General features: G+C 54.5%; 18 protein-coding genes. 13 read left to right on the top strand and 5 right to left on the bottom strand.

The annotated features are described in order from the left end of the window. The first annotated feature begins 212 nt into the window (after window positions 1-212). From ACUN8H_RS18445 to ACUN8H_RS18460, 4 genes are all read left to right on the top strand, one after another. Window positions 213-959 carry a Crp/Fnr family transcriptional regulator gene (locus ACUN8H_RS18445; RefSeq protein WP_445533493.1) on the top strand — a complete coding sequence of 249 codons (747 nt, stop codon included), beginning with the start codon at window positions 213-215 and terminating at the stop codon, window positions 957-959. Between the two features lie 379 nt (window positions 960-1,338). Continuing rightward, window positions 1,339-2,349 (top strand): AI-2E family transporter, encoded by a 1,011-nt coding sequence (locus ACUN8H_RS18450; RefSeq protein WP_445533494.1) that lies wholly within the window; start codon window positions 1,339-1,341, stop codon window positions 2,347-2,349. 144 nt (window positions 2,350-2,493) lie between these two features. Further along, window positions 2,494-3,705, top strand: coding sequence for a YeeE/YedE family protein (locus ACUN8H_RS18455; protein ID WP_445533496.1), 1,212 nt, complete (start codon window positions 2,494-2,496; stop codon window positions 3,703-3,705). Window positions 3,706-3,894: 189 nt separating this feature from the next. Then, on the top strand, window positions 3,895-5,574 hold the full coding sequence (locus ACUN8H_RS18460) for an NAD-dependent malic enzyme (protein ID WP_445533497.1): 1,680 nt from the start codon (window positions 3,895-3,897) through the stop codon (window positions 5,572-5,574). A gap of 54 nt (window positions 5,575-5,628) precedes the next feature. On the opposite strand, the gene acnA is transcribed toward ACUN8H_RS18460, so the two are convergent. Further along, window positions 5,629-8,361, bottom strand: a complete 2,733-nt coding sequence (acnA, locus tag ACUN8H_RS18465) for an aconitate hydratase AcnA (RefSeq protein ID WP_445533498.1) — start codon at window positions 8,359-8,361, stop codon at window positions 5,629-5,631. Between the two features lie 274 nt (window positions 8,362-8,635). Here acnA and trxB point away from each other — a divergent pair, with 274 nt between their 5' ends. Beyond that, window positions 8,636-9,589, top strand: coding sequence for a thioredoxin-disulfide reductase (trxB, locus tag ACUN8H_RS18470; protein WP_445533499.1), 954 nt, complete (start codon window positions 8,636-8,638; stop codon window positions 9,587-9,589). A 23-nt stretch (window positions 9,590-9,612) separates the two neighbouring features. Here the strand turns inward: trxB and ACUN8H_RS18475 are convergent, their stop codons facing one another. Then, a complete protein-coding gene (locus tag ACUN8H_RS18475; RefSeq protein WP_445533500.1) occupies window positions 9,613-10,149 on the bottom strand; it encodes a GspH/FimT family pseudopilin in 537 nt (178 codons plus the stop codon). A 133-nt stretch (window positions 10,150-10,282) separates the two neighbouring features. Here ACUN8H_RS18475 and thiO point away from each other — a divergent pair, with 133 nt between their 5' ends. Further along, entirely contained in the window at window positions 10,283-11,386 is a 1,104-nt protein-coding gene (gene thiO, locus ACUN8H_RS18480) for a glycine oxidase ThiO (protein ID WP_445533501.1), read from the top strand. On the opposite strand, the gene ACUN8H_RS18485 is transcribed toward thiO, so the two are convergent. Next, window positions 11,383-11,655 (bottom strand): PP0621 family protein, encoded by a 273-nt coding sequence (locus tag ACUN8H_RS18485; RefSeq protein WP_445533502.1) that lies wholly within the window; start codon window positions 11,653-11,655, stop codon window positions 11,383-11,385. The two genes, thiO and ACUN8H_RS18485, sit on opposite strands and share 4 nt — an antisense overlap. Before the next feature lie 136 nt (window positions 11,656-11,791). Here ACUN8H_RS18485 and ACUN8H_RS18490 point away from each other — a divergent pair, with 136 nt between their 5' ends. Beyond that, complete coding sequence (locus ACUN8H_RS18490) at window positions 11,792-13,426, top strand: NAD+ synthase (RefSeq protein ID WP_445533510.1); 1,635 nt, start codon at window positions 11,792-11,794, stop codon at window positions 13,424-13,426. Window positions 13,427-13,468: 42 nt separating this feature from the next. Here the strand turns inward: ACUN8H_RS18490 and ACUN8H_RS18495 are convergent, their stop codons facing one another. Further along, window positions 13,469-15,175 (bottom strand): methyl-accepting chemotaxis protein, encoded by a 1,707-nt coding sequence (locus ACUN8H_RS18495; RefSeq protein ID WP_445533503.1) that lies wholly within the window; start codon window positions 15,173-15,175, stop codon window positions 13,469-13,471. 228 nt (window positions 15,176-15,403) lie between these two features. After that, window positions 15,404-16,219 (bottom strand): outer membrane protein assembly factor BamD, encoded by an 816-nt coding sequence (locus ACUN8H_RS18500; RefSeq protein ID WP_445533504.1) that lies wholly within the window; start codon window positions 16,217-16,219, stop codon window positions 15,404-15,406. A gap of 198 nt (window positions 16,220-16,417) precedes the next feature. Between ACUN8H_RS18500 and rluD the strand changes: the two genes are divergently transcribed. The 6 genes from rluD to pssA all read left to right on the top strand — a co-directional run bounded on the left by rluD (window position 16,418) and on the right by pssA (window position 24,696). Continuing rightward, window positions 16,418-17,377, top strand: a complete 960-nt coding sequence (rluD, locus tag ACUN8H_RS18505) for a 23S rRNA pseudouridine(1911/1915/1917) synthase RluD (protein WP_445533505.1) — start codon at window positions 16,418-16,420, stop codon at window positions 17,375-17,377. Continuing rightward, entirely contained in the window at window positions 17,374-18,129 is a 756-nt protein-coding gene (pgeF, locus tag ACUN8H_RS18510; protein ID WP_445533506.1) for a peptidoglycan editing factor PgeF, read from the top strand. Before rluD ends, pgeF begins: the two co-directional genes overlap by 4 nt. A 145-nt stretch (window positions 18,130-18,274) precedes the next feature. Continuing rightward, window positions 18,275-20,869: an ATP-dependent chaperone ClpB gene (gene clpB, locus ACUN8H_RS18515; RefSeq protein WP_445533507.1), complete on the top strand. Its 2,595-nt coding sequence runs from the start codon at window positions 18,275-18,277 to the stop codon at window positions 20,867-20,869. Between the two features lie 476 nt (window positions 20,870-21,345). Beyond that, the gene (locus tag ACUN8H_RS18520; protein WP_445533508.1) at window positions 21,346-23,070 is read left to right on the top strand and encodes an acetolactate synthase 3 large subunit; all 1,725 of its coding nucleotides are present in this window, start codon (window positions 21,346-21,348) and stop codon (window positions 23,068-23,070) included. After that, window positions 23,070-23,561 (top strand): acetolactate synthase small subunit, encoded by a 492-nt coding sequence (gene ilvN / locus ACUN8H_RS18525; RefSeq protein ID WP_007113940.1) that lies wholly within the window; start codon window positions 23,070-23,072, stop codon window positions 23,559-23,561. Before ACUN8H_RS18520 ends, ilvN begins: the two co-directional genes overlap by 1 nt. Before the next feature lie 223 nt (window positions 23,562-23,784). Then, window positions 23,785-24,696, top strand: coding sequence for a CDP-diacylglycerol--serine O-phosphatidyltransferase (gene pssA, locus ACUN8H_RS18530; RefSeq protein ID WP_445533509.1), 912 nt, complete (start codon window positions 23,785-23,787; stop codon window positions 24,694-24,696). Window positions 24,697-25,109: the final 413 nt, after the last annotated feature.

A 25,109-nucleotide genomic window follows, 5' to 3' on the forward strand; every position in this document is an offset into this window, starting at 1 on the left:
AGAAACGGGATGTTGCTCTCTGTTATGCCCACTTACCAACCGGCAAGCTGCTAGCGTCAAGTGAAGTATAATGCAGTACTAACGAACGGAGCCCACTGGTAGCTCACGTAACCTTATGATAATAAACATTATCCATAACATAATATAAGTAATTGATGTAAGCATGTGTTTTAGAATGATGCGAAGAAATCATTCGTCTAAGGGGTAACAGAGTGGCTCTCCTCGATACAGTAGTGATGCGGGCCCTTAGCATTCAAGGTGCGCTGTCTCCTGAAGACAAGGCGCTTTTGCTGGGCCTTGAACTCAGCCCTCGGCTCGTCTCTGCCAGAGAGGTGCTATGGCAGGAGGGTGCAGAGGCTGATCTTTTTTGCGTGGTCAAGGAAGGCTGGGCTTACTCCTATCGCAACTTGAAAAACGGGTCTAAGCAGATCCTTAAGTTCTACCTACCCGGCGATATCATCGGCATGCGCGATTTTGGCTTCGCACGCCGCCTTTCAAGTGCATCCATGATTAATAAAGGAGTGGTGTACCCGTTCTCCTATCAGCAGCTTTTTGAACTTTTGGGACGTTCAAGCCTGGCCGTCGGCATCATGACTAATGCGATTCGTCAGCAGGCGATACTTTCCGAACGGCTGATCTATCTCGGCCAGTATGCCGCCCACGAGCAACTGGCTCATTTCCTTTATGAATTTTACCTGCGGCTCAAGCGGAACGAGGCTGTGGAGAACAATAGCTTCCTGATGCCACTCACTCAGCAATTGATTAGCGACGCGCTTGGGATGAGCCCCGTTCACTTAAGCCGGACTTTCTCGATGCTGCGTGAAAAGGGGCTGGTTATCCGAGATCGCCAGCAGGTGACGCTGCCCGACCCCGAGGCATTGGCGCAGCTAGCAGGCTTCAATGATAGCTATATTGATGAGTGCCTACCGCCCACGTTCACTGAATATCTAAATAAGTAACCTGTAAAGCCCTTATCGGAACAGCGCTGGTCGCCTCTTGGGGGGCATTTACTGGCTTGTTGCCTCTGGTAATGAAACGGAGGTTTCTTTCAGCGGGAGTATCCACAACAGGATAGACATTTCCCATGCTGGCCTGCCTATCTCCCCGACTCAGCTCCCCCTTGCGAAAGCCTTTTATCTGCCGGGCGTGTCATTAACCAGAACCATTAGTCCTGGCAAAAAAATTGCTTCAACCAATCTTGTATGAAGGCAGAGCTACTGCCGTAGATTGCGGGCCATCAGGTTTGCTAATGACCTATAGTGATTGTCATCTATGGCAAGTATGTTTTCTATTTTGACGTTAGCTTGCCGCTGTCAACGGGTCTACAGGGAGTAATAAATGCGATCAAGGAATCGGCATCAGGCGTTTACGGAGTGTGCATTGATAGCATTAACGCTGGCGGTGGTGGCGTTAATGCTATGGAAACTGGTAGGGCTACTGATTTTGATCTTTGGGGCGGTCGTCGGTGCCTGCATATTGCAATCGTGTATGGCGCCACTTTTAAAGCTAGGTGCACCACGGTGGCTGGCGTTGTTAACGGTGATTGTGGCGTTGACCTTGGCATTAGCCTTAATGAGCTGGGCATTTGGTGCTCAAGTGTCTGCTGAGTTGGAGTCGTTGGCGGTGCTATTACCCGAGGCGTGGGAACAGCTGCAGGAACGACTTGAAGGCTCACAGCTAGCACCACTGCTGGATGACGCGGCTGGGCGGGCAAGTGATTTATTTGGAAACGGCATTTCGCAAATTGGGATGATGGTGGTCTCAATGGGCGGCAGTGTTGTCAGTTTTTTCGCGCTTATTGTGGGCATGGTTTATTTTGCTGCGCAGCCGGGGCTTTACCGTCGAGGGGTGTTGCTACTAGCGCCGGTTAAAAGCCGCTCAAAATTGGGAGCTGCGTTGGATGATAGCGGGAAGGCACTACGTTATTGGTTGGGTGGGCAATTAGTCGCCATGGTGGTCACTGGTGTATTAGTGGGCATCACCATGTGGCTGTTAAAGGTGCCCGCCCCGCTTGGCTTGGGCTTAGTGGCGGGTCTATTAGATTTTGTGCCCCTGGTAGGGCCGATGATTGCCGCTATTCCTGCATTATTGTTGGCCTTTACGGTGAGCCCTCAAACCACGCTGTTTGTGCTGATTGCTTATACGATTATTCAGCAGGTAGAAGGCAATATTATACAGCCACTGGTTCAGCAGCGGGCCGTTCACTTGCCGCCTGCGATGCTACTGTTTTCGTTGTTTGCTGCCAGCACTCTGTTTGGCTTGGCCGGCCTGATTTTGGCCGCACCGCTGACCGTGGTGGCCTTTGTGTTGGTGAACCGTCTGTACGTGACACGTGAGGAAGAGAGCTAATAGAAAAAGTTAATCGTGGTAAATAACGCCGCACAAATAATTGTACGTCGATTATAGGCAGCGTTAAGCTTGTCATCACTACTCAAACTGGTTGGAAGCGCTTGTTGATGAACAGGCGCTTCTGGCATTGCTAAAGGTGAATGTATGTCGACTACGACGGTGGCTGCGCCACAAAGCTATCGGGTACCGCTGATAGCCACGGCGGCGATTGTGTTGGGCGCATTGTTGGTAGGGGTAGTCTTTGAAGCCAACACGGGCCTGCTGATGATTGTTGGCGGGCTGTTTGGCATGGCGCTGTATCATGCGGCATTTGGTTTTACCTCTGCGTGGCGGGTATTTATTACCGAACGGCGGGGGCGTGGTTTGCGTGCCCAGATGGTGATGCTGGCGATCGCCGTGGTGCTGTTTTTCCCGGCACTTGGGGCGGGCACCTTATTTGGCAATGAAGTGTCGGGGTTTGTAGCACCAATCGGTATTTCAGTATTGGTCGGAGCGTTCTTGTTTGGGTTAGGTATGCAGCTAGGCGGCGGTTGTGCTTCGGGCACGCTGTTTACCGCGGGCGGGGGTAATGCACGCATGCTGATTACCCTGGCCTTCTTTATTGTCGGCTCGGTAATTGGCTCGGCGCATTTTGCTTGGTGGCAGAGTTTGCCTGCCTTTCAGCCGGTATCACTGGTTAATGTCGCCGGGGTGGGCGGCGGGATAGGGATTAGTTTGGTGCTGTTTGGTGCTATTGCTGCGTTTACCTGGGTGATGGAGAAGCGTCGGCACGGGCAGTTAGAGCAGGCACCGGCTGTCGATAAGCAGGGTGTGGAGCGCTGGCTAACAGGGCCTTGGCCTTTAGTAGCGGGGGCCGTGGCGTTGGCACTCCTAAATTTTGTCACCTTGGCACTGGCAGGTCGCCCATGGGGGATTACCTCTGCGTTTGCGCTGTGGGGTGCCAAGGCGTATGGGCTGGTAGGTGGTGATGTTAGCCAATGGGGCTATTGGCAGGCACCGGGCAATGCGGCAGCCCTTGAAGCCAGCGTATGGAGCGATATCACCACGGTCATGAACGTGGGCATCATGCTGGGTGCGCTTGCTGCTGCAAGCCTGGCGGGCCGTTTTGCGCCTAACTTTAGAATTCCGTTGAAATCACTTTTAGCCGCCATCGTAGGGGGGCTTCTGCTGGGGTATGGCGCCCGCTTGGCCTTTGGGTGCAATATCGGCGCTTACTTCAGTGGCATCGCTTCTGGCAGTCTGCATGGCTGGGTTTGGTTGGTGGCTGCCTTCGCGGGCAACATGCTGGGTGTTAAGTTAAGGCCTTTCTTTTTCGGCGGCGTAGAAGGCCGCAAACCCACCGCTAAAACGAGCTGACGCTAGTTTAAAAGCGCTAAGATAGTTAGATGACGCCTCGGTTTTAAATACATTAAACCGGGGCGTTTTTATTTCTTCTTGTCGCTCTCTTCTACCTTTGTAGCAGGAGCATGTTACATTACCTTCAAACGCCGCAAACGCCCGATGTTGCTGCATCGCAGCAGTGATTGACATAAAAAGAGAGTGCTTATGACTACCCAGAGTAAACGCCCCCTATACCTTCCTTACGCCGGTCCTTCTCTGCTCGAAATGCCGCTATTGAACAAAGGCAGCGCGTTTACTCAACAGGAGCGCTTGGCGTTTAACCTGATTGGTTTGCTGCCCCAAAAAGTGGAAACCATTGAAGACCAGCTAGAGCGTGCGTATCGCCAGTACCAGCAGTGCCATAGCGATCTTGAAAAACACATCCATTTGCGCGCCATTCAAGACGATAACGAAACCCTCTATTTCCGCTTGGTGTCTCAGCATTTGGAAGAAATGCTGCCGATTATTTACACCCCCACGGTCGGTCAAGCGTGCCAGGAATTCTCCAATATTTACCGTAATCACCGCGGTCTGTTTATTAGCTACCCGGATCGCGAGCACATGGACGACATCCTGCGCAGCGCCACTAAAGATAACGTCAAAGTGATTGTGGTGACGGATGGCGAGCGGATATTGGGGCTTGGCGACCAAGGCATCGGGGGCATGGGCATTCCGATTGGCAAGCTGGCACTTTATACCGCCTGTGGCGGCATCAGCCCTGCTTACACGCTACCCATCATGATTGATGTGGGTACTAACAATAAAGCGCTGTTGGATGACCCGATGTACATGGGCTGGCGCCATGAGCGGGTAGGGCAGGAAGAGTATGACGCCTTCATGGCAGAGTTTATTGCCGCCGTGAAGCGCCGTTGGCCTAGCGTACTGCTACAGTTTGAGGACTTTGCCCAGGCCAACGCCGTGCCGTTGCTAGAGCGTTACCGTGATGACCTGTGCTGCTTCAACGACGATGTACAGGGTACCGCTTCAGTAGTGGTCGGTACCTTGATGGCCGCTTGCCAAGCGCGCGAAGAAACCATTGCACAGCAACGTGTCGTGTTCGTGGGCGGCGGTTCGGCAGGCTGCGGTATTGCCGAGCAGGTGGTGGTGGCCATGGAAGCAGAAGGGTTGACCGAGAGCGAAGCCCGGGCCCGCATTTTCATCGTCGACCGAGATGGGTTGATGACCAGCGATCAGGTATGGCAGCGCGACTTCCAACGCCGTCTGGCCCACGACCCCTCCTTGATGGTTGGCTGGAATGGCCAAGGCCTGGAGGAGACGATTGCACAGATCAAGCCAACGGTATTGATTGGTGTGTGCGGCCAGCGCGGAATTTTCACCGAGCAGGTCGTTCGCACCATGCATGCGGGCTGTGAGCATCCGGTGATCATGCCCCTCTCCAACCCGACCTCGCAAGCGGAAGCGGTGCCGGAAGATGTTATCCGCTGGACCGATGGCCAAGCGCTGGTAGCCACCGGTAGCCCCTTCGCGCCGGTGGTTTACAACGGCCGCACTTATCCGATTGCCCAGTGCAATAACGCCTATATCTTCCCAGGCATCGGTTTAGGCGTCATTGCTGCGAGTGCGACCCGCGTGACCGATGAGATGCTAATGAGTGCTTCGCGCGCGCTAGCCCGTGAAGCACCGCTGGTAAAAGAGGGCAAAGGCGCGCTACTGCCCCCACTGGGGCGCATTCGTGATATCAGTAAGTCGATTGCCTTTGAAGTGGCTGCACAGGCGCAGCAGAACGGCGTGGCACTGAAAACCAGCGGTACGACGCTAAGAGAGTTGATTGAAAAGGCGTCCTGGTCACCTGATTACCGCACCTATCGCCGCCGCGCTTTCTAAACAAAAAAAAGCCCCCACCGAGGTGGGGGCAGCAAGCATTGGTAGGTTTTACCGTTAGGCTGCGCCGATCATCTTGCGCAGCACGTAGTGAAGGATACCACCGTGGCGGTAGTAAGCCAGCTCGTTTACCGTGTCAATTCGGCACTTGGCATCAACGCTACGTTCACCATCAGCATTTTTGATCACAACCTTGACGGTACCACCCGGCGTCAAATCACTTAAACCGGCAATTGAAATTTCTTCATCGCCGGTTAATCCTAGCGATTGGCGGCTTTCGCCTTCGGCAAACTGAAGCGGTACAACGCCCATGCCGATCAGGTTGGAGCGGTGGATACGCTCAAAGGATTCGGCGATCACCGCGCGAACGCCCAGCAGGCGTGTGCCTTTGGCCGCCCAGTCCCGTGAGGAGCCGGTGCCATACTCTTTACCGGCGATCACGACCAGCGGTTTGCCTTCCTCTTTGTACTTCATGGCCGCGTCGTAAATGGCCATCTGTTCGCCGCTGGGTACGTGGCGGGTTTCACCGCCGACAACGCCATCAAGCATCTCGTTTTTGATCCGCACATTGGCGAAGGTGCCGCGCATCATGACTTCGTGGTTACCCCGGCGCGAGCCGTAGGAGTTGAAGTCGACCGGTTTAACACCGTGCTCTTGCAAGTAGCGGCCAGCCGGGCTGTCAGGCTTGATAGCGCCCGCCGGGGAGATATGGTCAGTGGTGACCGAGTCACCCAGCATCGCCAGCACGCGGGCGTCGTGCACATCTTCGATGGCATCCGGCTCACGGCCCATGCCTTCAAAGAAAGGCGGGTGCTGAATGTAGGTCGATTCCGGCCACTGATAGACCTTGCTCTCTGAAACGTCGATCGCTTTCCAGACCTCATCACCCTCAAACACCGCGCCGTACTCTTTACGGAACATCGCAGTATTGACCTTCTCAACGGCGCTGGCGATTTCTGCTTGCGTGGGCCAAATGTCTTTTAGATAGACCGGCTCGCCGCTGCTGTCTTTGCCAATCGGGTCCTTGGTGAGGTCGCGCTGAACATTTCCGGCCAGGGCGTAGGCAACCACCAGGGGCGGTGAAGCCAGCCAGTTGGTTTTGACCAGCGGGTGAACGCGGCCTTCGAAGTTCCGGTTGCCTGAAAGCACGGATGCGACGGCAAGGTCACCCTGGTCAATGGCCTGCTCGATCTCATCAGGCAGCGGACCTGAGTTGCCGATACAGGTGGTGCACCCATAGCCGACCAAGTTGAAGCCCAGTGCATCCAGGTCATCGTTGAGCCCAGCGGCTTCCAAATAGTCGGTGACTACTTTGGAACCGGGGGCCAGTGACGTCTTCACCCAGGGCTGGGTGGTCAGGCCTTTTTCGCGTGCTTTACGCGCGAGCAGGCCCGCCGCCATCATCACACTTGGGTTGGAAGTGTTGGTACAGGACGTAATGGCCGCAATCACTACCGCGCCGGGATCCAGGCTAAAGTCCTGATCTTTGAGTTTAACGTTCTGGCTCGTATCATGTTCGAAGCTACGTTCAACGCCGACCGCGGTTTGGCCGCCTTCAGAGGAGAATTTGCCTTTTTCGGTCGGTTTGGCCTTGCTGTCTTCCTGCAGAAACTTGCCAAAAGCCGCTGCCATGTCCTGAAGCGCAACGCGGTCTTGCGGGCGTTTGGGGCCCGCCAGGCTGGCTTCCACTTCAGTCATGTCCAGTTCCAGGGCATCGGTGAAGATCGGCTCATCGCTGGGCTCGCGCCAGAGGCCCTGGGCCTTGCTGTAAGCTTCAACGAGGGCGATTTGCTCATCTTCACGCCCGGTGAGGCGCATGTAGTTGAGCGTTTCGTCGTCGACCGGGAAGAAGCCGCAGGTCGCGCCATATTCAGGCGCCATGTTGGCAATCGTCGCGCGATCCGCCAGTGGGAGGTCTTTCAAGCCGTCGCCGTAAAACTCAACAAACTTACCGACAACGCCTTTTTTACGCAGCATTTCGGTAACGGTCAGTACCAGGTCCGTGGCGGTAATGCCTTCGCGTAGTTTGCCCGTCAATTTGAAGCCAATGACTTCTGGGATAAGCATGGATACCGGCTGACCAAGCATGGCTGCTTCGGCTTCGATACCGCCCACACCCCAGCCAAGCACGCCCAGGCCGTTGATCATGGTGGTATGGGAGTCAGTGCCTACAAGGGTGTCCGGGTAAGCGAACGTTTTGCCATCTTCGTCTTTGGTCCATACCGCTCTACCTAGATATTCCAGATTGACCTGGTGGCAGATGCCGGTGCCGGGGGGCACTACGCTAAAGTTGTCAAACGCTTGCTGGCCCCAGCGCAGAAACTCATAACGCTCACGGTTACGCTGCATTTCAATATCAACGTTCTCTTGAAACGCGGCGGGGTTACCAAACTTATCGACCATGACCGAGTGGTCAATGACCAGGTCGACCGGTGATAGCGGATTGATCTTCGCTGGGTCTTCGCCAAGGCTTTCGACCGCCGCGCGCATGGAGGCTAAATCCACGACGCCAGGAACGCCAGTGAAGTCTTGCATTAAGACGCGGGCTGGCCGGTAGCCTATTTCACGGCTGGATTTACCTTCCTTCTGCCAGTCGACCAGCGCCTGCATGTCTTCTTCAGCCACGCTTTCGTCATCGCCGAAGCGCAACTGATTTTCGAGTAGAATTTTGAGCGTCTTGGGCAGCCGGTCAATGCTGCCCAGTGCCTCTGCCGCTTGAGGTAGGCTGTAGTAGTGGTACGTTTTACTGCCTACCTCTAAGGTACTTAGCGTGTCGGGTGTCTTGCTCATGTGTCTCTCCTCTGATTGCTGAGTGTTGCCCCCAGCGTGACGGTCACGATCTTCCTGTCGTATTGATTACCCTAGCTTGGCTTACCTCAGTATGACGCTGATTTTGTAATAACACATGGGTGTTTACTCACGGGCTTTCAAGGTTTCTTCGCCTAATAGCGTAGACGAAACCTTGCAATAGCTTGTACTTGGCACCATTTCAGGCAGACTCTGTGCCTAATTTTTTATAAAGCCTTCTACACAGCTATCCGTCAGATCTTTACAAGGTGGTGTCATGGAAACTCGTCATGAGCGTTTGATTATTCTTGGATCCGGCCCGGCAGGCTACACCGCTGCCGTTTACGCCGCGCGGGCAAACCTGAAACCGTTACTGATTACCGGTATTCAGGCAGGTGGCCAACTGACCACTACTACCGACGTGGATAACTGGCCGGGCGATGCTCAAGGCGTTCAAGGTCCCGAGTTGATGGAGCGTATGAAACAGCACGCGGAGCGCTTTAATACGGAAGTGCTGTTTGATCATATCCATGAGGTCAGCTTAGGCGAAAAACCCTTCACGTTGAAAGGCGACAGCGGCATTTATACCTGTGATGCCCTCATTGTGGCCACCGGTGCCAGCGCACGCTACCTGGGGTTGCCGACCGAGCAGCAATTTATGGGCCAAGGGGTGTCGGCCTGCGCTACCTGCGATGGCTTCTTCTATCGTAATCAAGAAGTCATTGTAGTTGGGGGCGGTAACACTGCGGTGGAAGAAGCCCTCTATCTTTCTAACATTGCCTCCAAAGTCACCCTGGTACACCGCCGGGATACGCTGCGCGCAGAAAAGATCCTGCAGGACAAACTGCATGAGAAGGCTGAGGCGGGCAAGATCGCCCTGGAGTGGTTCCAGGAAGTCGAGGAAGTGCTTGGCGATAACTCGGGCGTCACTGGGGTGCGCGTGAAATCCACCCAGGATGGAACGAGTAAAGAGATCCATGCGCCTGGTTTGTTTATCGCCATCGGCCACAGCCCCAATACCGGTATTTTTGAAGGTCAGTTAGCCATGAACGGCGGCTACATCAAGGTGACGTCAGGCCTTGAAGGTAATGCAACCGCTACCAGCGTGCCCGGCGTGTTTGCCTGCGGCGATGTCATGGATCATATCTATCGCCAAGCGATCACCTCGGCGGGCAGCGGCTGCATGGCGGCGTTGGATGCCGAGCGCTATTTGGACGGTATTGCCGGGTAACCTAGCCCTCTGCTTTGAAGCGTCTAACAATCAATAGGCGCTTCATCGATTCTCAAACGCCCCAACTGGCTAAGCACCAGCTTTTTCCCCTGCGAAGCATGGCTGCTGTTTCCCGAACAAACGTTAAAGCTACCGTTATAACCGCTCGTGTACCCTAGCGGGCTGTAGCGAATGCGTGACCAGCCCCGGCTATACGTGACCTGGGTGCCTTGCTCGGCAGGCATAATGCGCAAAATATCGTCGGCTTTAACGTTATCTGTTTTGTCCCCCTTGACGATCATAAGCGCACCGCTCCATTCGCTAACGCAGGTCCTGCGCTCTTCATCAGCAGGGCAAAGCGTGATTTGGCGACGCTGGCTGATGGCTGTATTTCGTGCTAACGAAAAAGTGCTTTGTAAGCGATTCACTTCGCTAGTCTGCGCGGTGCGTTCCCCTAGTGCTTGAAAGTTAGGCAAGCCCCAGGCGGCGATAATGCCCACCAATAGCAGCGTAATCAGTAGTTCAAGTAGCGTAAAACCACTTTCAGGCAGGATGTGTGTGTTGATACGACCGTTGCTCATCGCCTTCCTCACTTGACCTTGTTATTGCCCGCGCTATGCTCACTGTCCGTTGTCCACCGCGAACACGCTTTGGTTAATAGGTCACCCTAAGCGGTACAACGCTTTTTTTATGTAAGCCAAAACGGACAATCTTGTGAGCGATTTCTTAATTATTGGCGGCGGCGTGATGGGGATGATGACGGCGCTGCAATTAGCTGACGCCGGCCAGCAAGTGACGCTGGTCGAACGGGGCGAATGCGGTAAAGAAGCCTCTTGGGCCGGTGGTGGTATCGTTTCTCCGCTCTACCCCTGGCGCTACGATGCGGCGATATCGCAGCTTTCACGCTGGTCGGAAGGTGCTTACCCCTCGTTGGCACTGCGGTTATTAGAAGAGACGGGCATCGACCCCGAGTACCGTCAAAGAGGTCTGCTCTACTTAAACGTCGATGATGCCGATGAGGCGCTAAGTTGGGCGCGCCAGTTGGGTAAACCGCTCGAACGGGTTGGGGCGGATTTCGTTCACACTAAAGAACCTGGTGTAGCAATGGCAGGCCACAGTGCGCTGTGGATGCCAACGCTGGGCAGTGTGCGCAACCCACGATTAGCCAAAGCGTTAAAAGCACGGCTAACGGCTATGCCACAGGTAACACTGAAAGAGCAGTGCGAGGTCAGTGGCTTTCTTCAAAAAGAAGGCAACATCGAAGGAGTGGTGACGGCACAGGGGCCAATCACGGCCGGGCGAATCATTGTGTGTGGCGGTGCCTGGGCTGCCCAGCTGTTGGCGCAGTTGAAGGTGCGGCTACCCGTACGGCCGGTAAAAGGGCAGATGATCGCTTACCAAGCCCCCCAAGGCCTTCTGCAGCGCGTGGTACTGAAAGATGGGCGTTATATCATCCCTCGGGCAGACGGTTTGCTGTTGGTCGGATCCACATTGGAAGAAGCGGGGTTTGATAAGACCACCGATGAAACGGCCCTTGCTTCATTGAAACAGAGCGCTGAAGCCATGCTGCCTGCGTTGGCAACCTGCCCGGTGGTACACCAATGGGCAGGATTACGCCCCGGTTCCCCTGTGGGGTTACCGTTTATTGGTGCGCTTCAAGAATGGCCTAACGTCTTCGTCAATGCAGGCCACTACCGAAACGGTTTGGTTTTGGCACCTGCATCGACGCATCTATTGGTGGATCAATTGCTTGAGCGCGAGCCGCTTATTGACCCTGCGCCTTATCAGCCCACGCCCGAACGACTTATTCAGGCTTAATGCGTTTCGTCTTTGTCCTGCTGCTCTTGTAAAAAGCGGTCGCGATGGGCGCTGGAGCAGAACCACTGCTCGTGGTCGCGCAGCGCTTCCTCTTCAGGTACGTGCACTTCGCACCAGCGGCAGCGCACCATTTTACCGCCTTCGTGACGGTTGACTTGTTTATGCTGTGCTTCATGCGCAAGCTTACGTTGTCGATAGATGCCGTAAAGCTTTAAACCGGCATAAAATACAACGGCGAAGATAATCAACCGAATGATCAAGAGGTTCATCCTTATTTTGTCTCCCGAATGAGGGAACTAGGCTTGGGATAGACGCATGGCCTTTGCCAGTTGGCGGCCCTTGCGGGACAATGCGTGTATGACGGTGTCACCCTATTTTAAAGATTCTCAAGAGATTTTAACGCCCATGCAAGACTTAACGCTGGTAATGGCCCAACTCGATCCTCTGGTCGGGGATATTCCTGGCAATGCCGCACGCGCCATCGAGGCGGTGCGTGAAGCACGGATCGAGCATGGTGCAGATATTGTTGTCTTTCCTGAGCTTTTTTTGTCGGGCTATCCGCCGGAAGATTTACTGCTGCGCCCTTCGATGGAAACCCGCCTGCGTGAAGCCCGCGCTCTGATGGCATCGAAAGTTGCCCGCGATGTGCTGGTGATTATTGGCTACCCTGGGGTTCGCGAAGGCCGTTGCTACAATTTGGCCGGGGTGCTTTTCAACGGTCAGTGGGAAGCCGAATACGCTAAGCAAGCGCTGCCTAACTATCAGGTTTTTGACGAACAGCGTTACTTCACGCCCGGCACTGAACCCCTGGTTTACGAGCACAAAGGCGCCAAGCTGGGCCTGTTGATTTGTGAAGATTTGTGGGATGGCGCCCCGGTGAGAGCCGCCACCGAAGCAGGTGCGGAGATACTGATTAGCCTGAATGCCTCGCCCTATCATCAAGATAAGCCCGCGGAGCGGTTACGGTTGTTGGAGCAGCATGCTCAAGACGTCAAACGACCGATTGTGTACGTGAATACCATTGGCGGCCAAGACGAACTGGTGTTTGATGGGGGCTCCAGCTGTGTTAACGCCAACGGTGAGCTTCAGGTGCTGGCACCGTATTGGCAGGCTGGCCTGATGCCGGTTCAGTTTTTACAAACCAGCGCGACGGTGTGGGAACCTCAGCCCGGTGAAATAGACCCCGATGTGGCACCGGAAGAGAGCCTTTACTGCGCGCTCGTTACCGGGCTGCGTGATTACGTCAATAAAAGCGGTTTCGACGGTGTGGTGCTGGGGCTTTCCGGCGGTATCGACTCAGCGCTTTCGCTGGCGATTGCGGTGGATGCGCTAGGCCCTCAACGGGTGCAGGCGGTGATGATGCCGTATCACTACACGGCGGATATTTCCAAACAGGACGCTGCAGAACAGGCCGATATGCTCGGCGTTCATTACGAGATCATGCCCATTGAGCCCATGGTCGACGCCTTTATGACCACACTGGCTGAAAGCTTTGCCGGTACGCAACGCGATACCACCGAAGAGAACCTGCAGTCGCGCTGTCGCGGTGTGCTATTGATGGCGATCTCCAACAAGAAAGGCTTGATGGTACTGACCACCGGCAACAAGAGCGAAATGGCGGTGGGTTACGCCACGCTATATGGCGATATGGTGGGTGGCTACAATGCCATTAAAGACGTGTATAAAACCTGGGTTTATCGCCTTGCCCGCTGGCGCAACACGCAATCACCGGCCATTCCTGAGCGGGTGATTGAGCGCCCACCCAGTGCCGAGCTGGCGCCCGATCAGCAAGATAGCGACTCCTTACCCGATTACGATGTGCTCGACGCTATTTTGGTCAGCTACATTGAAGGCGACATGAGCGCTGAGGCGATTATCGCCGCGGGTTTTGACGAGGAAGACGTTTATAAAGTGGTTAAGCTCGTTGACCGTTGCGAGTATAAACGCCGTCAAGCCCCCATCGGCGTCCGGGTGACGCCGCGGGGGTTTGGCCGGGATCGCCGCTACCCGATTGTGAGTGGCTGGCAGCCCGGCGCGTGATTAAGCATGGCGGTCGATAAACAACGATACGGACAAGCTATCTTAAAAGCTTTCCCACTCAGGCGTGGCGTGCTGCGACTTGGCCGCAGGCAGTTTGCTCAGCGTGTTCGTTGAATGAACCCGCCCAGGGGCCAATGCGTTGCGTGGCGCCTGGGCGTTTTGGTGGCTGTTGGGCAGTTTGAAGACTTCCATGGCATGCAGCAAAGCGTGCGCGTTTTGACGCAAGTTATTGGCAGCAGTCGCGCTCTCATGTACCAGTGCAGCGTTCTGCTGGGTTACCTGATCCATTTCTGTCACTGCTCTGCCCACTTCTTGAACCCCGGTACTCTGCTCGGCACTGGCGTGGCTGATCTCCTGCATAATACTGGTGACACGCTCAATGGCCGCCACAATCTGAACGGTTGATTTACTGGCTTCTTCGGCGCGCTCATTACCATGATTAACCCGCTCCAGATTACTGGAAATCAGGGTGTTGATTTCACGCGCAGCGTCGGCGCTGCGCTGCGCTAATCGACGGACTTCCTCTGCAACGACCGCGAAGCCGCGTCCATGTTCGCCAGCGCGGGCAGCTTCGACCGAGGCATTAAGCGCCAATATATTGGTTTGAAAGGCAATTGCGTCGATCGTCGAGATGATCCCCGCAATTTCCTGCGAGCTTTTATTAAGGTCGTTCATTGTATTCACGACTTGATGAACCGCTTCTCCGCCACGGGTAGCGGTATGTGAAGCGCTGGTCGCTTCTTGGCTGGCCTGCGCTGAGTTTTCAGCGTTAAGTTTTACAGTGCTATTGAGCTGTTCCATTGCCGAGGCCGTCTCGGCTAGTGCGCTTGCCTGCTGTTCAGTCCGTGAGGATAGGTCATTATTGCCTTCGGCAATTTGCTCGCTATTACTAGCCACTGCTTCAGCCGATGCGCGCACCTGGGTCACAATGCTCTGAAGCTGATTCGCCATCGCCACCTGGGAGGCCATGATGCTACGGGTATCACCCACCTTGAGGCGTCCTTGGCTGTTCAGCTCACCACGCCCAATGGCTTCTGCAAACGCTTTAACCTGGTGGGGTTCAGCACCCAATTCCCGCAATAGCTGACGGGATAAAAATACCGCGATCAAACCGCCTACCAGCAGGGCAAACAGCGTCAAACCCAGCATCTGCATTTGAAAGCCGGAGGCGGTATCGCGCGCGGTCGCCGTGGTTGCATTGTTTAGCGTTTGCTGAAGATCGATAAACTGATTAATACGATTTAACCACTCGGTATAAGCAGGACCTGCTTGTTCGAGCAGCAGCGTTTGAGCACGCTCATACTCATCCGCTTGACGGGCGGCGATGACCTGCTCGGTTAAAGCACGTGTGATGGCGGCTTGGTCGTTAATACTACTCACGATTTGCTGCTCTTGCGGACTGCCAGCATGTTCGCTGGTCACCTGCTGCATACCGGTTTCTGCCACGCTGTAAGCATCCCGAAGACGCTGTATCTCGCTCTCTAGTGACCCCAGGTTGCCATTGCCTGAAGTAATGACGATGTCTCGTAATACGATAGCGCGATCGTGCACGCTGCCACGCCAATCCACCGCAAACCTTTGTTTGGTGCCGTTGACATCGTTGATGGTAGTGAGGCTGCGATCAATTTGGTTGACTTGGTAAATTCCGACGGTGGTTAACAAGATTATTAACCCAAGTAGGGCAGAAAACCCTATCGCTAAGCGGGTGCTGATTTTGGTATTGCTGGAACGGGCGTTAAAAAGTGGCATCAATTGCTCCCTCAGGCGTCTTTTAGACGCTTTATTATGTAAGACGAGCAAATCATAGCTTGTTGTACAATAATTGAATAGGAAAATATTTTTTGTACAATATTTCTGTTATTGGATTTTGACCATGTCGTCAAAGAGTTGTCTTGATGACCAATAAAAAACCACGCCGGGGCGTGGTTTAGTAAGAAGCGTTTGTACAGCTTTTAGCAGCGAAATTCACGTGCCTCCTTAATCATTTTGGCCCAAATGCTTGGGCACAAAGCGACTGCCTTCTAACTGCTCATGGTCGGGCGCGTTTTCACGTAATACCGCTAGCACCTCATTGGCGCGATCTTCCATGTCCAACCCTTGATAGCCTTCCACCATGGTGGCTAGGGCATCCCGGGTGGCATTGGATTCAGGATAGTTTTCGATGACCCAGCGACCACGCTCAACGGCGGCCAGGTAGGCGCCACGGCGCAGGTAATAATCGGCGACATGTAGCTCATGGCGAGCCATCAATTCACGCAGGTAGACAATACGCTGCTGAGCATCAGGCGCATATTCACTCTGCGGATAACGCTGGATCAGCTCGCGGAAGTCATTATATGCATCTCGCGAGGCGCCCAAGTCGCGCTTGGAGATGTCGATTAGGCGCAGGCGCTCTAAGCTGAAACGTCCCGCTTGCCAAGCTGAAAGGCCGCGAAGATAGTAGGCGTAGTCTACCTGGGGGTGGTCGGGATGAAGGCGAATAAAGCGGCTGGCCGCTGCCCGGGCCTCTTCCCAGTCGCTGTTTTCATAGTAGGCATAGATCAGTTCAAGCTGTGCCTGCTCAGCATGGGCGCCAAAAGGGTAGCGGGTATCGAGCGCTTCTAATCGCTCTATCGCAATCGGATAGCGGTTGCTGTCGAGGGCTGTGCGGGCCAATTCATAGAGCTCGCGCTCCTGAACCCCAGCAAATTCATCTTCCTCTTCTTCCCTGGTGTCGTTATTCGCACAGCCCGCTAAAAGGGCTAGGCTTAGGGCTAGAGCACCAAAGCGGTTGGCAGCTGAAAAAACGCGCATCATCATCCTCGTTGCAAACAAGCCTCAATCACCAAAAAGCGGCGATGGCCATAAGTAGAAATGGTAGAATAGGTCGCAGTCCGCCCACTATAAAACACCTCGGCATAAAACGCAGGCTTAGCGACGCTTTGTCAGGCGTCGTCAATATTGTTTTTACCATGCTGGGGTTAGTTTTTTTGCGCTTTAAAGAGGTTTTTCATGTCTCGAATAGTTGAAGACACGCAGCGTGTGCCCGCCACATTGGCCGGTGCGCGATTAGACCAAGCGGCGGCGGAGTTGTTCAGCGATTACTCACGTGAACGCTTAAAAGCGTGGATAAATGCCGGTGAATTAACCGTGGATGGCGTGCAAGCCAAGCCGAAAGCCAAGCTACATGGCGATGAAGTGCTGGCACTGCAGGCCACCATTGAGGACGATACGCGTTTTGAAGCGCAAGACATTGCGCTCGACGTTGTTTATGAAGACGACACGGTGATGGTCATCAATAAAGCCGCCGGTATGGTGGTACATCCTGCCGCTGGCAACCCTGACGGTACGCTATTGAATGCGCTGCTCCATCACCATCCCGCCCTTGCGGAAGTACCGCGAGCCGGTATCGTCCATCGCTTGGATAAAGACACTACCGGCTTGATGATGGTGGCAAAAACGGTGCCTGCTCAAACGGCACTGGTCGCACAGCTACAGGCGCGCAGCGTGTCACGCCAATACGATGCCGTGGTGATTGGTAAACCGGTCTCAGGTAGCACTATTGACGCGCCGATCGGTCGTCACCCTAAGGACCGTAAGCGCCAAGCGGTGACGACATCGGGCAAGCCGGCGGTTACCCATTTTCGCGTGGTTGAACGTTTCCGTGCCCACACTCATGTTCGCTGCAAACTTGAAACAGGGCGCACTCACCAAATTCGGGTGCACATGGCCCATGCCCGTTATCCGTTGATTGGTGATCCTTTGTATGGCGGTCGCGCCAAGCTGCCGCCCGGTGCCGCCGAGCCATTAAAAGAGATCTTGCGCGAGTTTCCCCGCCAGGCGCTGCATGCACGAAAATTAATATTCAAGCATCCGGTGAGTGGCGAAAACATGACTTTTCAGGTTGATCTGCCTGATGATTTGCTAATGTTATTGGATTACCTGCGCGAAGACAGCGAGACAATGCGATGAGCGATGCCATTAATTTGCAGCCGACGCTTCTAGTGCCTGACTGGCCTGCGCCAGCGAATGTACATGCCTTTGTCACCACACGGGAGTCAGGTCCAAGCCAGGGTGATTTTGCGGCCTTTAATACGGCGGCCCATGTTGGCGATAACCCTGATCATGTCGCGCTGTGTCGCCGCTTACTGCAAAAAGAGATCGGCGATGAGCGGCCGCTACTGTGGCTTAACCAAACCCATGGCGCGAGAGTGCAGCAGGTATTTGAGCCCAATGCCGCCGATGCAGATGCTGCCATTGCCACGTCCAACGAGTACGCCTGTGTCGTGCTCACCGCGGACTGTTTGCCCGTGATGCTGTGCAACCGGACCGGTACGCAGGTAGCCGTCGCACATGCGGGGTGGCGCGGCTTAGCCGGTGGTGTGCTGGAAGCGACGATTGCAGCGATGAACACCGATCCTGACGACATCTTGGTGTGGCTTGGTCCGGCGATTTCCAACGCGCAGTTTGAGGTTGGCCCGGAAGTCTACGGTGCTTTTGTCGCCGTGCATCCTGACACCGCCGACGCCTTTGACCATAGCCCCTACCGGCTGGGCCATTACATGGCCGACTTGTACCGACTGGCGCGGTTTCGTTTGGAAGCGCTAGGGGTGAATAATATTAGTGGAGGTCATTTTTGCACTGCCTGCGAGTCGCGCTTCTACTCCTACCGTCGCGATGGCGGTAAAACCGGCCGTATGGCGAGCGTGATCTGGATCAAGTAAACCCTCGGTTTGCTGTCTCTCCTCTTGAAAAGCATGGAATTGACGCCATTTAACTTGTCAAGCTAATCGTGATTTAGCACGTTCAATGACAGGTTGTCGGGTAACGCGGTGCGTCCAAACGCACGGCACCCCCAGGAGGAATTTCATGCGTTTTGATAAATTCACCGCTAAGCTCCAAAGTGCGATTGCCGAAGCGCAGTCGTTGGCCGTTGGTCGCGGCCATAATCAGTTAGATCCCGCTCACTTGCTGCTGGCCCTGCTCGATACCAAAGACACCGGTATTAAAGCCTTAATTGAAAAAGCCGAGGGCAGCCCCTCGCGTTTACGTGATGGGTTGATGCAGCAGCTCGAAAACCTTCCCAAGGTAGGCCAGTTTGATGGTGAAGTGCAGCCGTCACGGGATTTTATCAAGCTCTTTAACTTAACCGATCGCGAAGCGCAGAAGCGCGGCGATCAGTTTATCGCCAGTGAGTTGGTACTGCTGGCGGCGCTGGAAATGAATTCGGCGATTACCAAACTGCTTAAAGAGGCGGGGATAAACCGTAAATCCCTCGAAGCCGCCATTAACAGCCTGCGCGGTGGTGCTACTGTCGACGACGCCAATGCTGAAGATCAGCGCGAAGCGCTCAATAAGTACACCATGGATCTTACCCAGCGCGCGCTGGATGGCAAGCTCGACCCGGTGATTGGCCGTGACGATGAAATCCGCCGCACTATCCAAGTGTTGCAACGGCGCACCAAGAATAACCCGGTGTTAATTGGTGAGCCGGGCGTGGGTAAAACCGCTATTGTCGAGGGGCTGGCTCAGCGCATCGTTAACGGTGAAGTGCCTGAAGGCTTAAAAGAGAAGCGCGTGCTTTCGCTGGATATGGGCTCGCTGCTTGCTGGCGCCAAGTTTCGCGGCGAGTTTGAAGAGCGTTTGAAAGCGGTACTCAAAGAGCTCTCTCAGGAAGAGGGGCGGGTGATCCTGTTTATCGATGAGCTGCACACCATGGTCGGCGCTGGCAAAGCCGAAGGTGCGATGGATGCAGGCAATATGCTTAAGCCCGCCCTGGCTCGGGGTGAGCTGCACTGCGTGGGCGCCACGACGCTGGACGAATACCGCAAGTACATCGAGAAAGACGCTGCCCTTGAACGCCGCTTCCAAAAAGTGCTGGTGGATGAGCCTACCGAAGAGGACACCGTGGCGATTCTACGCGGCCTGAAAGAGCGCTACGAAGTTCACCATGGAGTGGATATCACCGACTCAGCGATCATTGCCGCGGCTAAGCTCTCAACGCGCTACATCACGGATCGCCAATTGCCCGATAAGGCCATTGACCTGATCGACGAAGCAGCATCGCGGATTCGTATGGAGCTTGACTCTAAGCCCGAAGAGATGGATCGCCTGGATCGACGCTTGATCCAATTGAAGATGGAGCGTGAAGCGCTCAAAAAAGAGACCGACGAAGCCACCAAAAAGCGCCTGGAAGCACTCAATAATCAGATTCATGAGCTAGAGCGCGAATACGCCAACCTGGATGAAATCTGGAAAGCGGAAAAGGCCAGTATTCAGGGAGCGGCTCAGTTTAAAGCCGACCTGGAGCAGGCGCGTATTGACCTTGAGCAGGCGCGTCGACAAGGCGATCTAGGAAGGATGTCGGAAATTCAGTACGGAAAAATTCCCGAACTGGAAAAGAAGATTGCCGAAAGCAGTGAGGGTGAAGCAGATACCTCAAGCCACCAGTTACTTCGCTCTAACGTGACTGAAGAGGAAATCGCGGAAGTCGTCTCACGCTGGACGGGCATCCCCGTCTCAAAAATGCTGGAAGGCGAACGCGACAAACTATTGCGCATGGAGGAGGCGCTGCATGAGCGGGTGATTGGTCAGGATGAAGCTGTCGAAGCGGTCGCCAATGCGGTGCGTCGTTCACGAGCGGGACTTTCCGATCCTAACCGCCCCAACGGTTCATTTCTGTTCCTCGGCCCCACCGGGGTGGGCAAAACAGAGCTTTGTAAGTCGCTAGCCAACTTCCTGTTCGATACCGAAGAGGCGATGGTGCGCATCGATATGTCGGAGTTTATGGAGAAGCACTCCGTGGCTCGCTTGATCGGTGCGCCCCCTGGCTACGTAGGGTACGAAGAGGGAGGCTACTTAACCGAGGCCGTGCGGCGCAAGCCCTACTCCGTGCTGCTGCTGGATGAAGTAGAGAAAGCACACCCGGATGTCTTCAATATCTTGTTGCAGGTGTTGGAAGATGGCCGCTTAACCGATGGCCAGGGGCGCACCGTGGACTTCCGCAATACCGTCATCGTGATGACTTCCAACATGGGCTCGGACATTATTCAGCGCATGGGCGGTGATCCTAGTGGTGACGAAGGTCAGGACTATGAGGTCATGAAAAATATGGTCATGGAAGTGGTGGGCAATCACTTCCGGCCTGAGCTCATTAACCGCATCGATGAAGTCGTTGTATTCCACGCACTCGGCCAAGAGCAGATCCAGGCAATTGCGGGTATTCAGTTGGAGCGCTTGAAGCTACGCCTTGCTGAGCACGACCTGAAACTTGAGGTAAGCCCTGAAGCGATGGCGCAACTGGCGGTCGTCGGCTTCGATCCGGTGTATGGGGCGCGGCCTCTCAAGCGAGCCATTCAAAGCCGTATTGAGAATCCGCTGGCGCAAGACCTGCTGGGGGGGAAATTTACTCCTGGTGATACCATCCATATCACCGCAGAAGAGGGCAAGCTCGTGTTCAGCTAATCGTGAAGGTTCTCACTTTGCGCAATTGAATAGAGAAAAAGCCCTGCTAGTGTTGCTAGTGGGGCTTTTTTAATGGCTTCCTGCGACGTTTGTTGCGTTTGGCCTGATCGGAGGTTGACAGGCTGAGGGCGCTAATGGAATCTTGTCGGTTCCTGATTTGCGGGCGCGGACTCAACGGGCAACCCCTACTTCCCGCGTGAAGGGTAGGCGAAGGCCTCTACCCGCCGAAGGACTTCCGGGCTTGAGCTAACCGCTCAACCTGGCCAACGCCCCGACACGGTGAACCGCCGTGAAAGGGAATGACTGCTTTATGTTGACATAAATCAGCGTTCCCGATGAGAGTGCAGGCCCTAACCGGGCCACTTGCCAGGGTTTGGCATCAGGTGCCGGCATGGGCCGGCAGCGGCATACCGCCGCACTCGACACCGTGCCGTGTTGGCGCGGATCGCACTCGAGACCTCCAGGGGAGAAATACAGTGGAACTGCTTTCCGGCGCAGATATGATCGCCCGCTTCTTGCAAGATGAGGGCATCGAATACATTTATGGTTACCCGGGCGGTGCAGCGCTGCATATTTACGATGCACTCTTCCGCCAGGACAAAGTGAAGCACATTCTGGTGCGTCATGAACAAGCGGCTACTCATGCGGCCGACGGCTATGCCCGTGCCTCGGGTAAGGCGGGCTGTGTGCTCGTCACCTCAGGCCCAGGTGCTACGAATGCCGTTACCGGTATTGCCACCGCCTACATGGACTCCATTCCCATGGTGGTGCTGTGTGGCCAAGTGGCCAGCCACCTGATCGGTGAAGATGCCTTCCAGGAAACCGATATTGTCGGCGTGACACGCCCGATCGTGAAGCACAGCTTCTCGATCCGCCATCCTTCTGAAATCCCGGAAGTGCTGAAAAAGGCGTTTTACCTAGCCTCGACCGGTCGCCCCGGCCCGGTAGTGGTCGATATCCCCAAAGATATGACTGCTCCTACCGAGCGCTACGAATACGTCTACCCGAAAAAGGTAAAGCTACGTTCGTACAACCCGGTCACGCGTGGCCATACCGGTCAGATCAAAAAAGCTGTCGAGATGATGCTGAAGGCCAAGCGCCCGGTGTTTTATACCGGCGGCGGTGTGGTCACAGGTAAAGCCAGCGAAGGCCTCACTGATCTGGTCAAACAGTTGGGTCACCCGATTACCACCACGCTGATGGGCATCGGCGCGTATCCGCAGAGCGATCGGCAGTGTTTAGGCTGGCTGGGCATGCACGGCTCTTATGAGTCGAATATGGCCATGCATCACGCCGACCTGATTATTGCTATCGGGGCGCGCTTTGATGACCGCGTGACCAACAGTACGTCGAAGTTCTGCCCCACTGCCAAGATCATTCATGTAGATGTTGATCCGAGTTCGATTTCTAAAACGGTACGTGCCGATGTGCCGATCGTGGGCCCGGCTTCGAGCGTTATCAATGAGATGATTAGTTTGGTACAGGGGCATAAAATTGCCCATCCCGAAGCACTGACTGAGTGGTGGGAAAAAATTGACGGCTGGCGCGCCGACCGCGAAGGGAAGTTGTATGAGCCCTCCAAGCCGGGTGAGGCGCTCAAACCTCAGGAAGTGATTGAAGCGCTGTGTCGGGTCACACGCGGCGAAGCCTATGTGACCACCGACGTTGGCCAGCATCAGATGTTTGCCGCCCAGTACTACAAGTTCGACAAGCCCAACCGGCTAATTACCTCCGGCGGTTTGGGCACCATGGGGTTTGGTTTCCCAGCGGCCATGGGTATCAAGCAGAACTTCCCGGATGACGATGTGGTGTGCGTCACCGGTGAAGGCAGTTTCCAGATGATGATGCAGGAACTCTCCACCTGTAAGCAGTACGGCGTGGGCGTCAAGATCGTCAACTTGAACAATGCGTCCTTAGGAATGGTGCGCCAGTGGCAAGACTTGAACTACAAGTCCCGCCATGCACATTCGTATATGGAGTCGCTTCCCGATTTTCATATGCTCATTGAGGCGTACGGGTTTAAGGCCATTACCGTCAATACGCTTGACGAGTTGGAGCCCGCGCTAGAGCGTGCGTTTGCTGATAAGCACGAACTAGTGTTCCTTGACGTGAAGGTCGACCCCTTTGAGCACGTCTATCCGATGCAGGTGCCGTTAGGCGCTATGCGCGACATGCTGCTGTCTAAAACGGAGCGTACCTGATGCGTCATATCATCTCGATTCTGCTAGAAAACGAACCGGGTGCGCTGTCACGTGTAGTCGGGTTGTTCTCCCAGCGTAATTTCAACATCGAAACGCTTAACGTAGCGCCTACTGAAGACCCGTCGCTATCGCGCCTTACGGTCACCACCGTGGGTGATGACCGGGTAATTGAGCAGATTACCAAACATCTCAATAAGCTGATCGATGTGGTGAAGTTGGTGGATCTCACCGAAGGTAACCATATCGAACGCGAGCTGATGTTGGTGAAAGTGAAGGCATTAGGGGCCGCCCGCGATGAAGTGAAACGCACGGTAGATATCTTCCGCGCGCAGATCGTCGATGTCACGCCAAGCCTATATACGGTGCAGATTACCGGCGATGCGGGCAAGCTGGATGCATTCCTGCAAGCCATGGCGCCGGTCGGTATTTTGGAGGTCGCGCGTACTGGGGTTTCAGGTATTGCCCGCGGCGATAAGGTCTTGTCGCTCTAAATACAAAAGTACCTATCTTTAAAGTACCTAGCCTTTACTGCCAGCACTTCAAGGCAAGCATAAGCGTCGCTTCTTTCCGGGAGCGGCGCTTTTTTGTGTTAGCTGACTAAAACTCGCTGACGCTGGCAGCCTGTAGGATACGAATATAGCAATTGACTGGCTGAGTGGCATTCACCGTGTAGAATGAAGGCGATCACTGTTCCCGTGACTTCACTTTTAATGGATGAAACCTATGACACAGGACGCTCGCGATCAAGAGCATTCAGGCTCAGATCAGTCAACATCAGGTCAGGCAAGCCCAGACCCCAAAGGCTCAGAGCAGCCCAGTGGCGCTGATCGTTCAGAAGTAGGCGGCAATGAAGATTTGGCGACCGCTTTCTTGCGCGAAACCGAAGTGGTGGAGGAGGCGGTAGAAGACGGCAAAAAAATTCGCCGTAAAGGTATCTATTTACTGCCCAACTTATTTACTACCTCGGCACTGTTTGCTGGCTTTTTTGCCGTGGTTGCCGGTATTAACGGTGAGTTTACCTCGGCAGCCGTCGCGATCTTCATCGCCATGGTGCTGGATGGTTTGGATGGCCGTGTAGCACGAATGACCAATACGCAAAGTGAGTTTGGCGCCGAGTACGATAGCTTGGCTGACATGATTTCCTTTGGTATGGCACCCGCTTTAGTTGCCTTTACCTGGATTCTTCAAGACATTGGTAAGACGGGCTGGGTGGTGGCCTTTCTCTATGTGGCATGCGCGGCACTGCGTCTTGCGCGCTTTAATGTCCAGATTGGCAGCGTCGATAAGAAATGGTTTATTGGTCTACCCAGCCCCTCGGCAGCTGCTTTAGTCGCCGCAAGTGTTTGGACCTTCCACAGTTTTGATGCGGATGCTTTTGGTTTCAAACTACTGATGTTGGTAGTCGTCGCTGCGGCAGGTGTGCTGATGGTGAGTAATATCCGCTACTACAGCTTCAAGGATCTCGACTTTAAGAAGCCGGTACCTTTTGTTGTGCTGTTAGCCATCGTACTAGCCTTCGTACTGATCTCTGTCGAACCTTCAGTAATGCTGTTACTGCTGTTTGGTACCTACGTCGCTTCAGGCCCGGTTCTCGCCGCTATGCGCAAAGCAAAACCCAAGAGCTAACCTTTTCGGGCTGTTTTCATACTTATTTTCAACAACCCCTTGCCAACCCGACAGCGAATCCGTAAAGTACGCATCCGCTGCCGGGGACGCTAGGCGTTACCAGCGGTGCATAAGGTGTAAAAGCCTTGGTTTGTCAAAGAGTTAGCGATTTCGTATCAGGGTTGTATCGATAACGAAAATTGCAGATTGACAACCACCAGGAAATGCGTAGAATACGCCTTCCTCGCTGAGGCAAGCCAAGTCAACGGCCAGCCGGGTAGCTCACGGAGCCACCGCAGCGAAAACCGCTCTTTAACAATTTGATCAGGTAATTCATGTGGGCGCTTGCTGATGTTAGTGACAAATCACTAAATATCAAGGCAAGCGAACATATCGATACTTTTCGAAGTATCACAGTGAATTCGTTTGAACCT

Source organism: Vreelandella sp. V005 (assembly GCF_052645115.1).

Bases quoted from the DNA above. Each gene is read 5' to 3' on its own strand.
- ACUN8H_RS18450 (WP_445533494.1), top strand. From the start codon at position 1,339: ATGCGATCAAGGAATCGGCATCAGGCGTTTACGGAGTGTGCATTGATA.
- ACUN8H_RS18455 (WP_445533496.1), top strand. From the start codon at position 2,494: ATGTCGACTACGACGGTGGCTGCGCCACAAAGCTATCGGGTACCGCTG.
- ACUN8H_RS18460 (WP_445533497.1), top strand. From the start codon at position 3,895: ATGACTACCCAGAGTAAACGCCCCCTATACCTTCCTTACGCCGGTCCT.
- acnA (WP_445533498.1), bottom strand. From the start codon at position 8,361: ATGAGCAAGACACCCGACACGCTAAGTACCTTAGAGGTAGGCAGTAAA.
- trxB (WP_445533499.1), top strand. From the start codon at position 8,636: ATGGAAACTCGTCATGAGCGTTTGATTATTCTTGGATCCGGCCCGGCA.
- ACUN8H_RS18475 (WP_445533500.1), bottom strand. From the start codon at position 10,149: ATGAGCAACGGTCGTATCAACACACACATCCTGCCTGAAAGTGGTTTT.
- ACUN8H_RS18485 (WP_445533502.1), bottom strand. From the start codon at position 11,655: ATGAACCTCTTGATCATTCGGTTGATTATCTTCGCCGTTGTATTTTAT.
- ACUN8H_RS18490 (WP_445533510.1), top strand. From the start codon at position 11,792: ATGCAAGACTTAACGCTGGTAATGGCCCAACTCGATCCTCTGGTCGGG.
- ACUN8H_RS18495 (WP_445533503.1), bottom strand. From the start codon at position 15,175: ATGCCACTTTTTAACGCCCGTTCCAGCAATACCAAAATCAGCACCCGC.
- ACUN8H_RS18500 (WP_445533504.1), bottom strand. From the start codon at position 16,219: ATGCGCGTTTTTTCAGCTGCCAACCGCTTTGGTGCTCTAGCCCTAAGC.
- rluD (WP_445533505.1), top strand. From the start codon at position 16,418: ATGTCTCGAATAGTTGAAGACACGCAGCGTGTGCCCGCCACATTGGCC.
- pgeF (WP_445533506.1), top strand. From the start codon at position 17,374: ATGAGCGATGCCATTAATTTGCAGCCGACGCTTCTAGTGCCTGACTGG.
- clpB (WP_445533507.1), top strand. From the start codon at position 18,275: ATGCGTTTTGATAAATTCACCGCTAAGCTCCAAAGTGCGATTGCCGAA.
- ilvN (WP_007113940.1), top strand. From the start codon at position 23,070: ATGCGTCATATCATCTCGATTCTGCTAGAAAACGAACCGGGTGCGCTG.
- pssA (WP_445533509.1), top strand. From the start codon at position 23,785: ATGAAACCTATGACACAGGACGCTCGCGATCAAGAGCATTCAGGCTCA.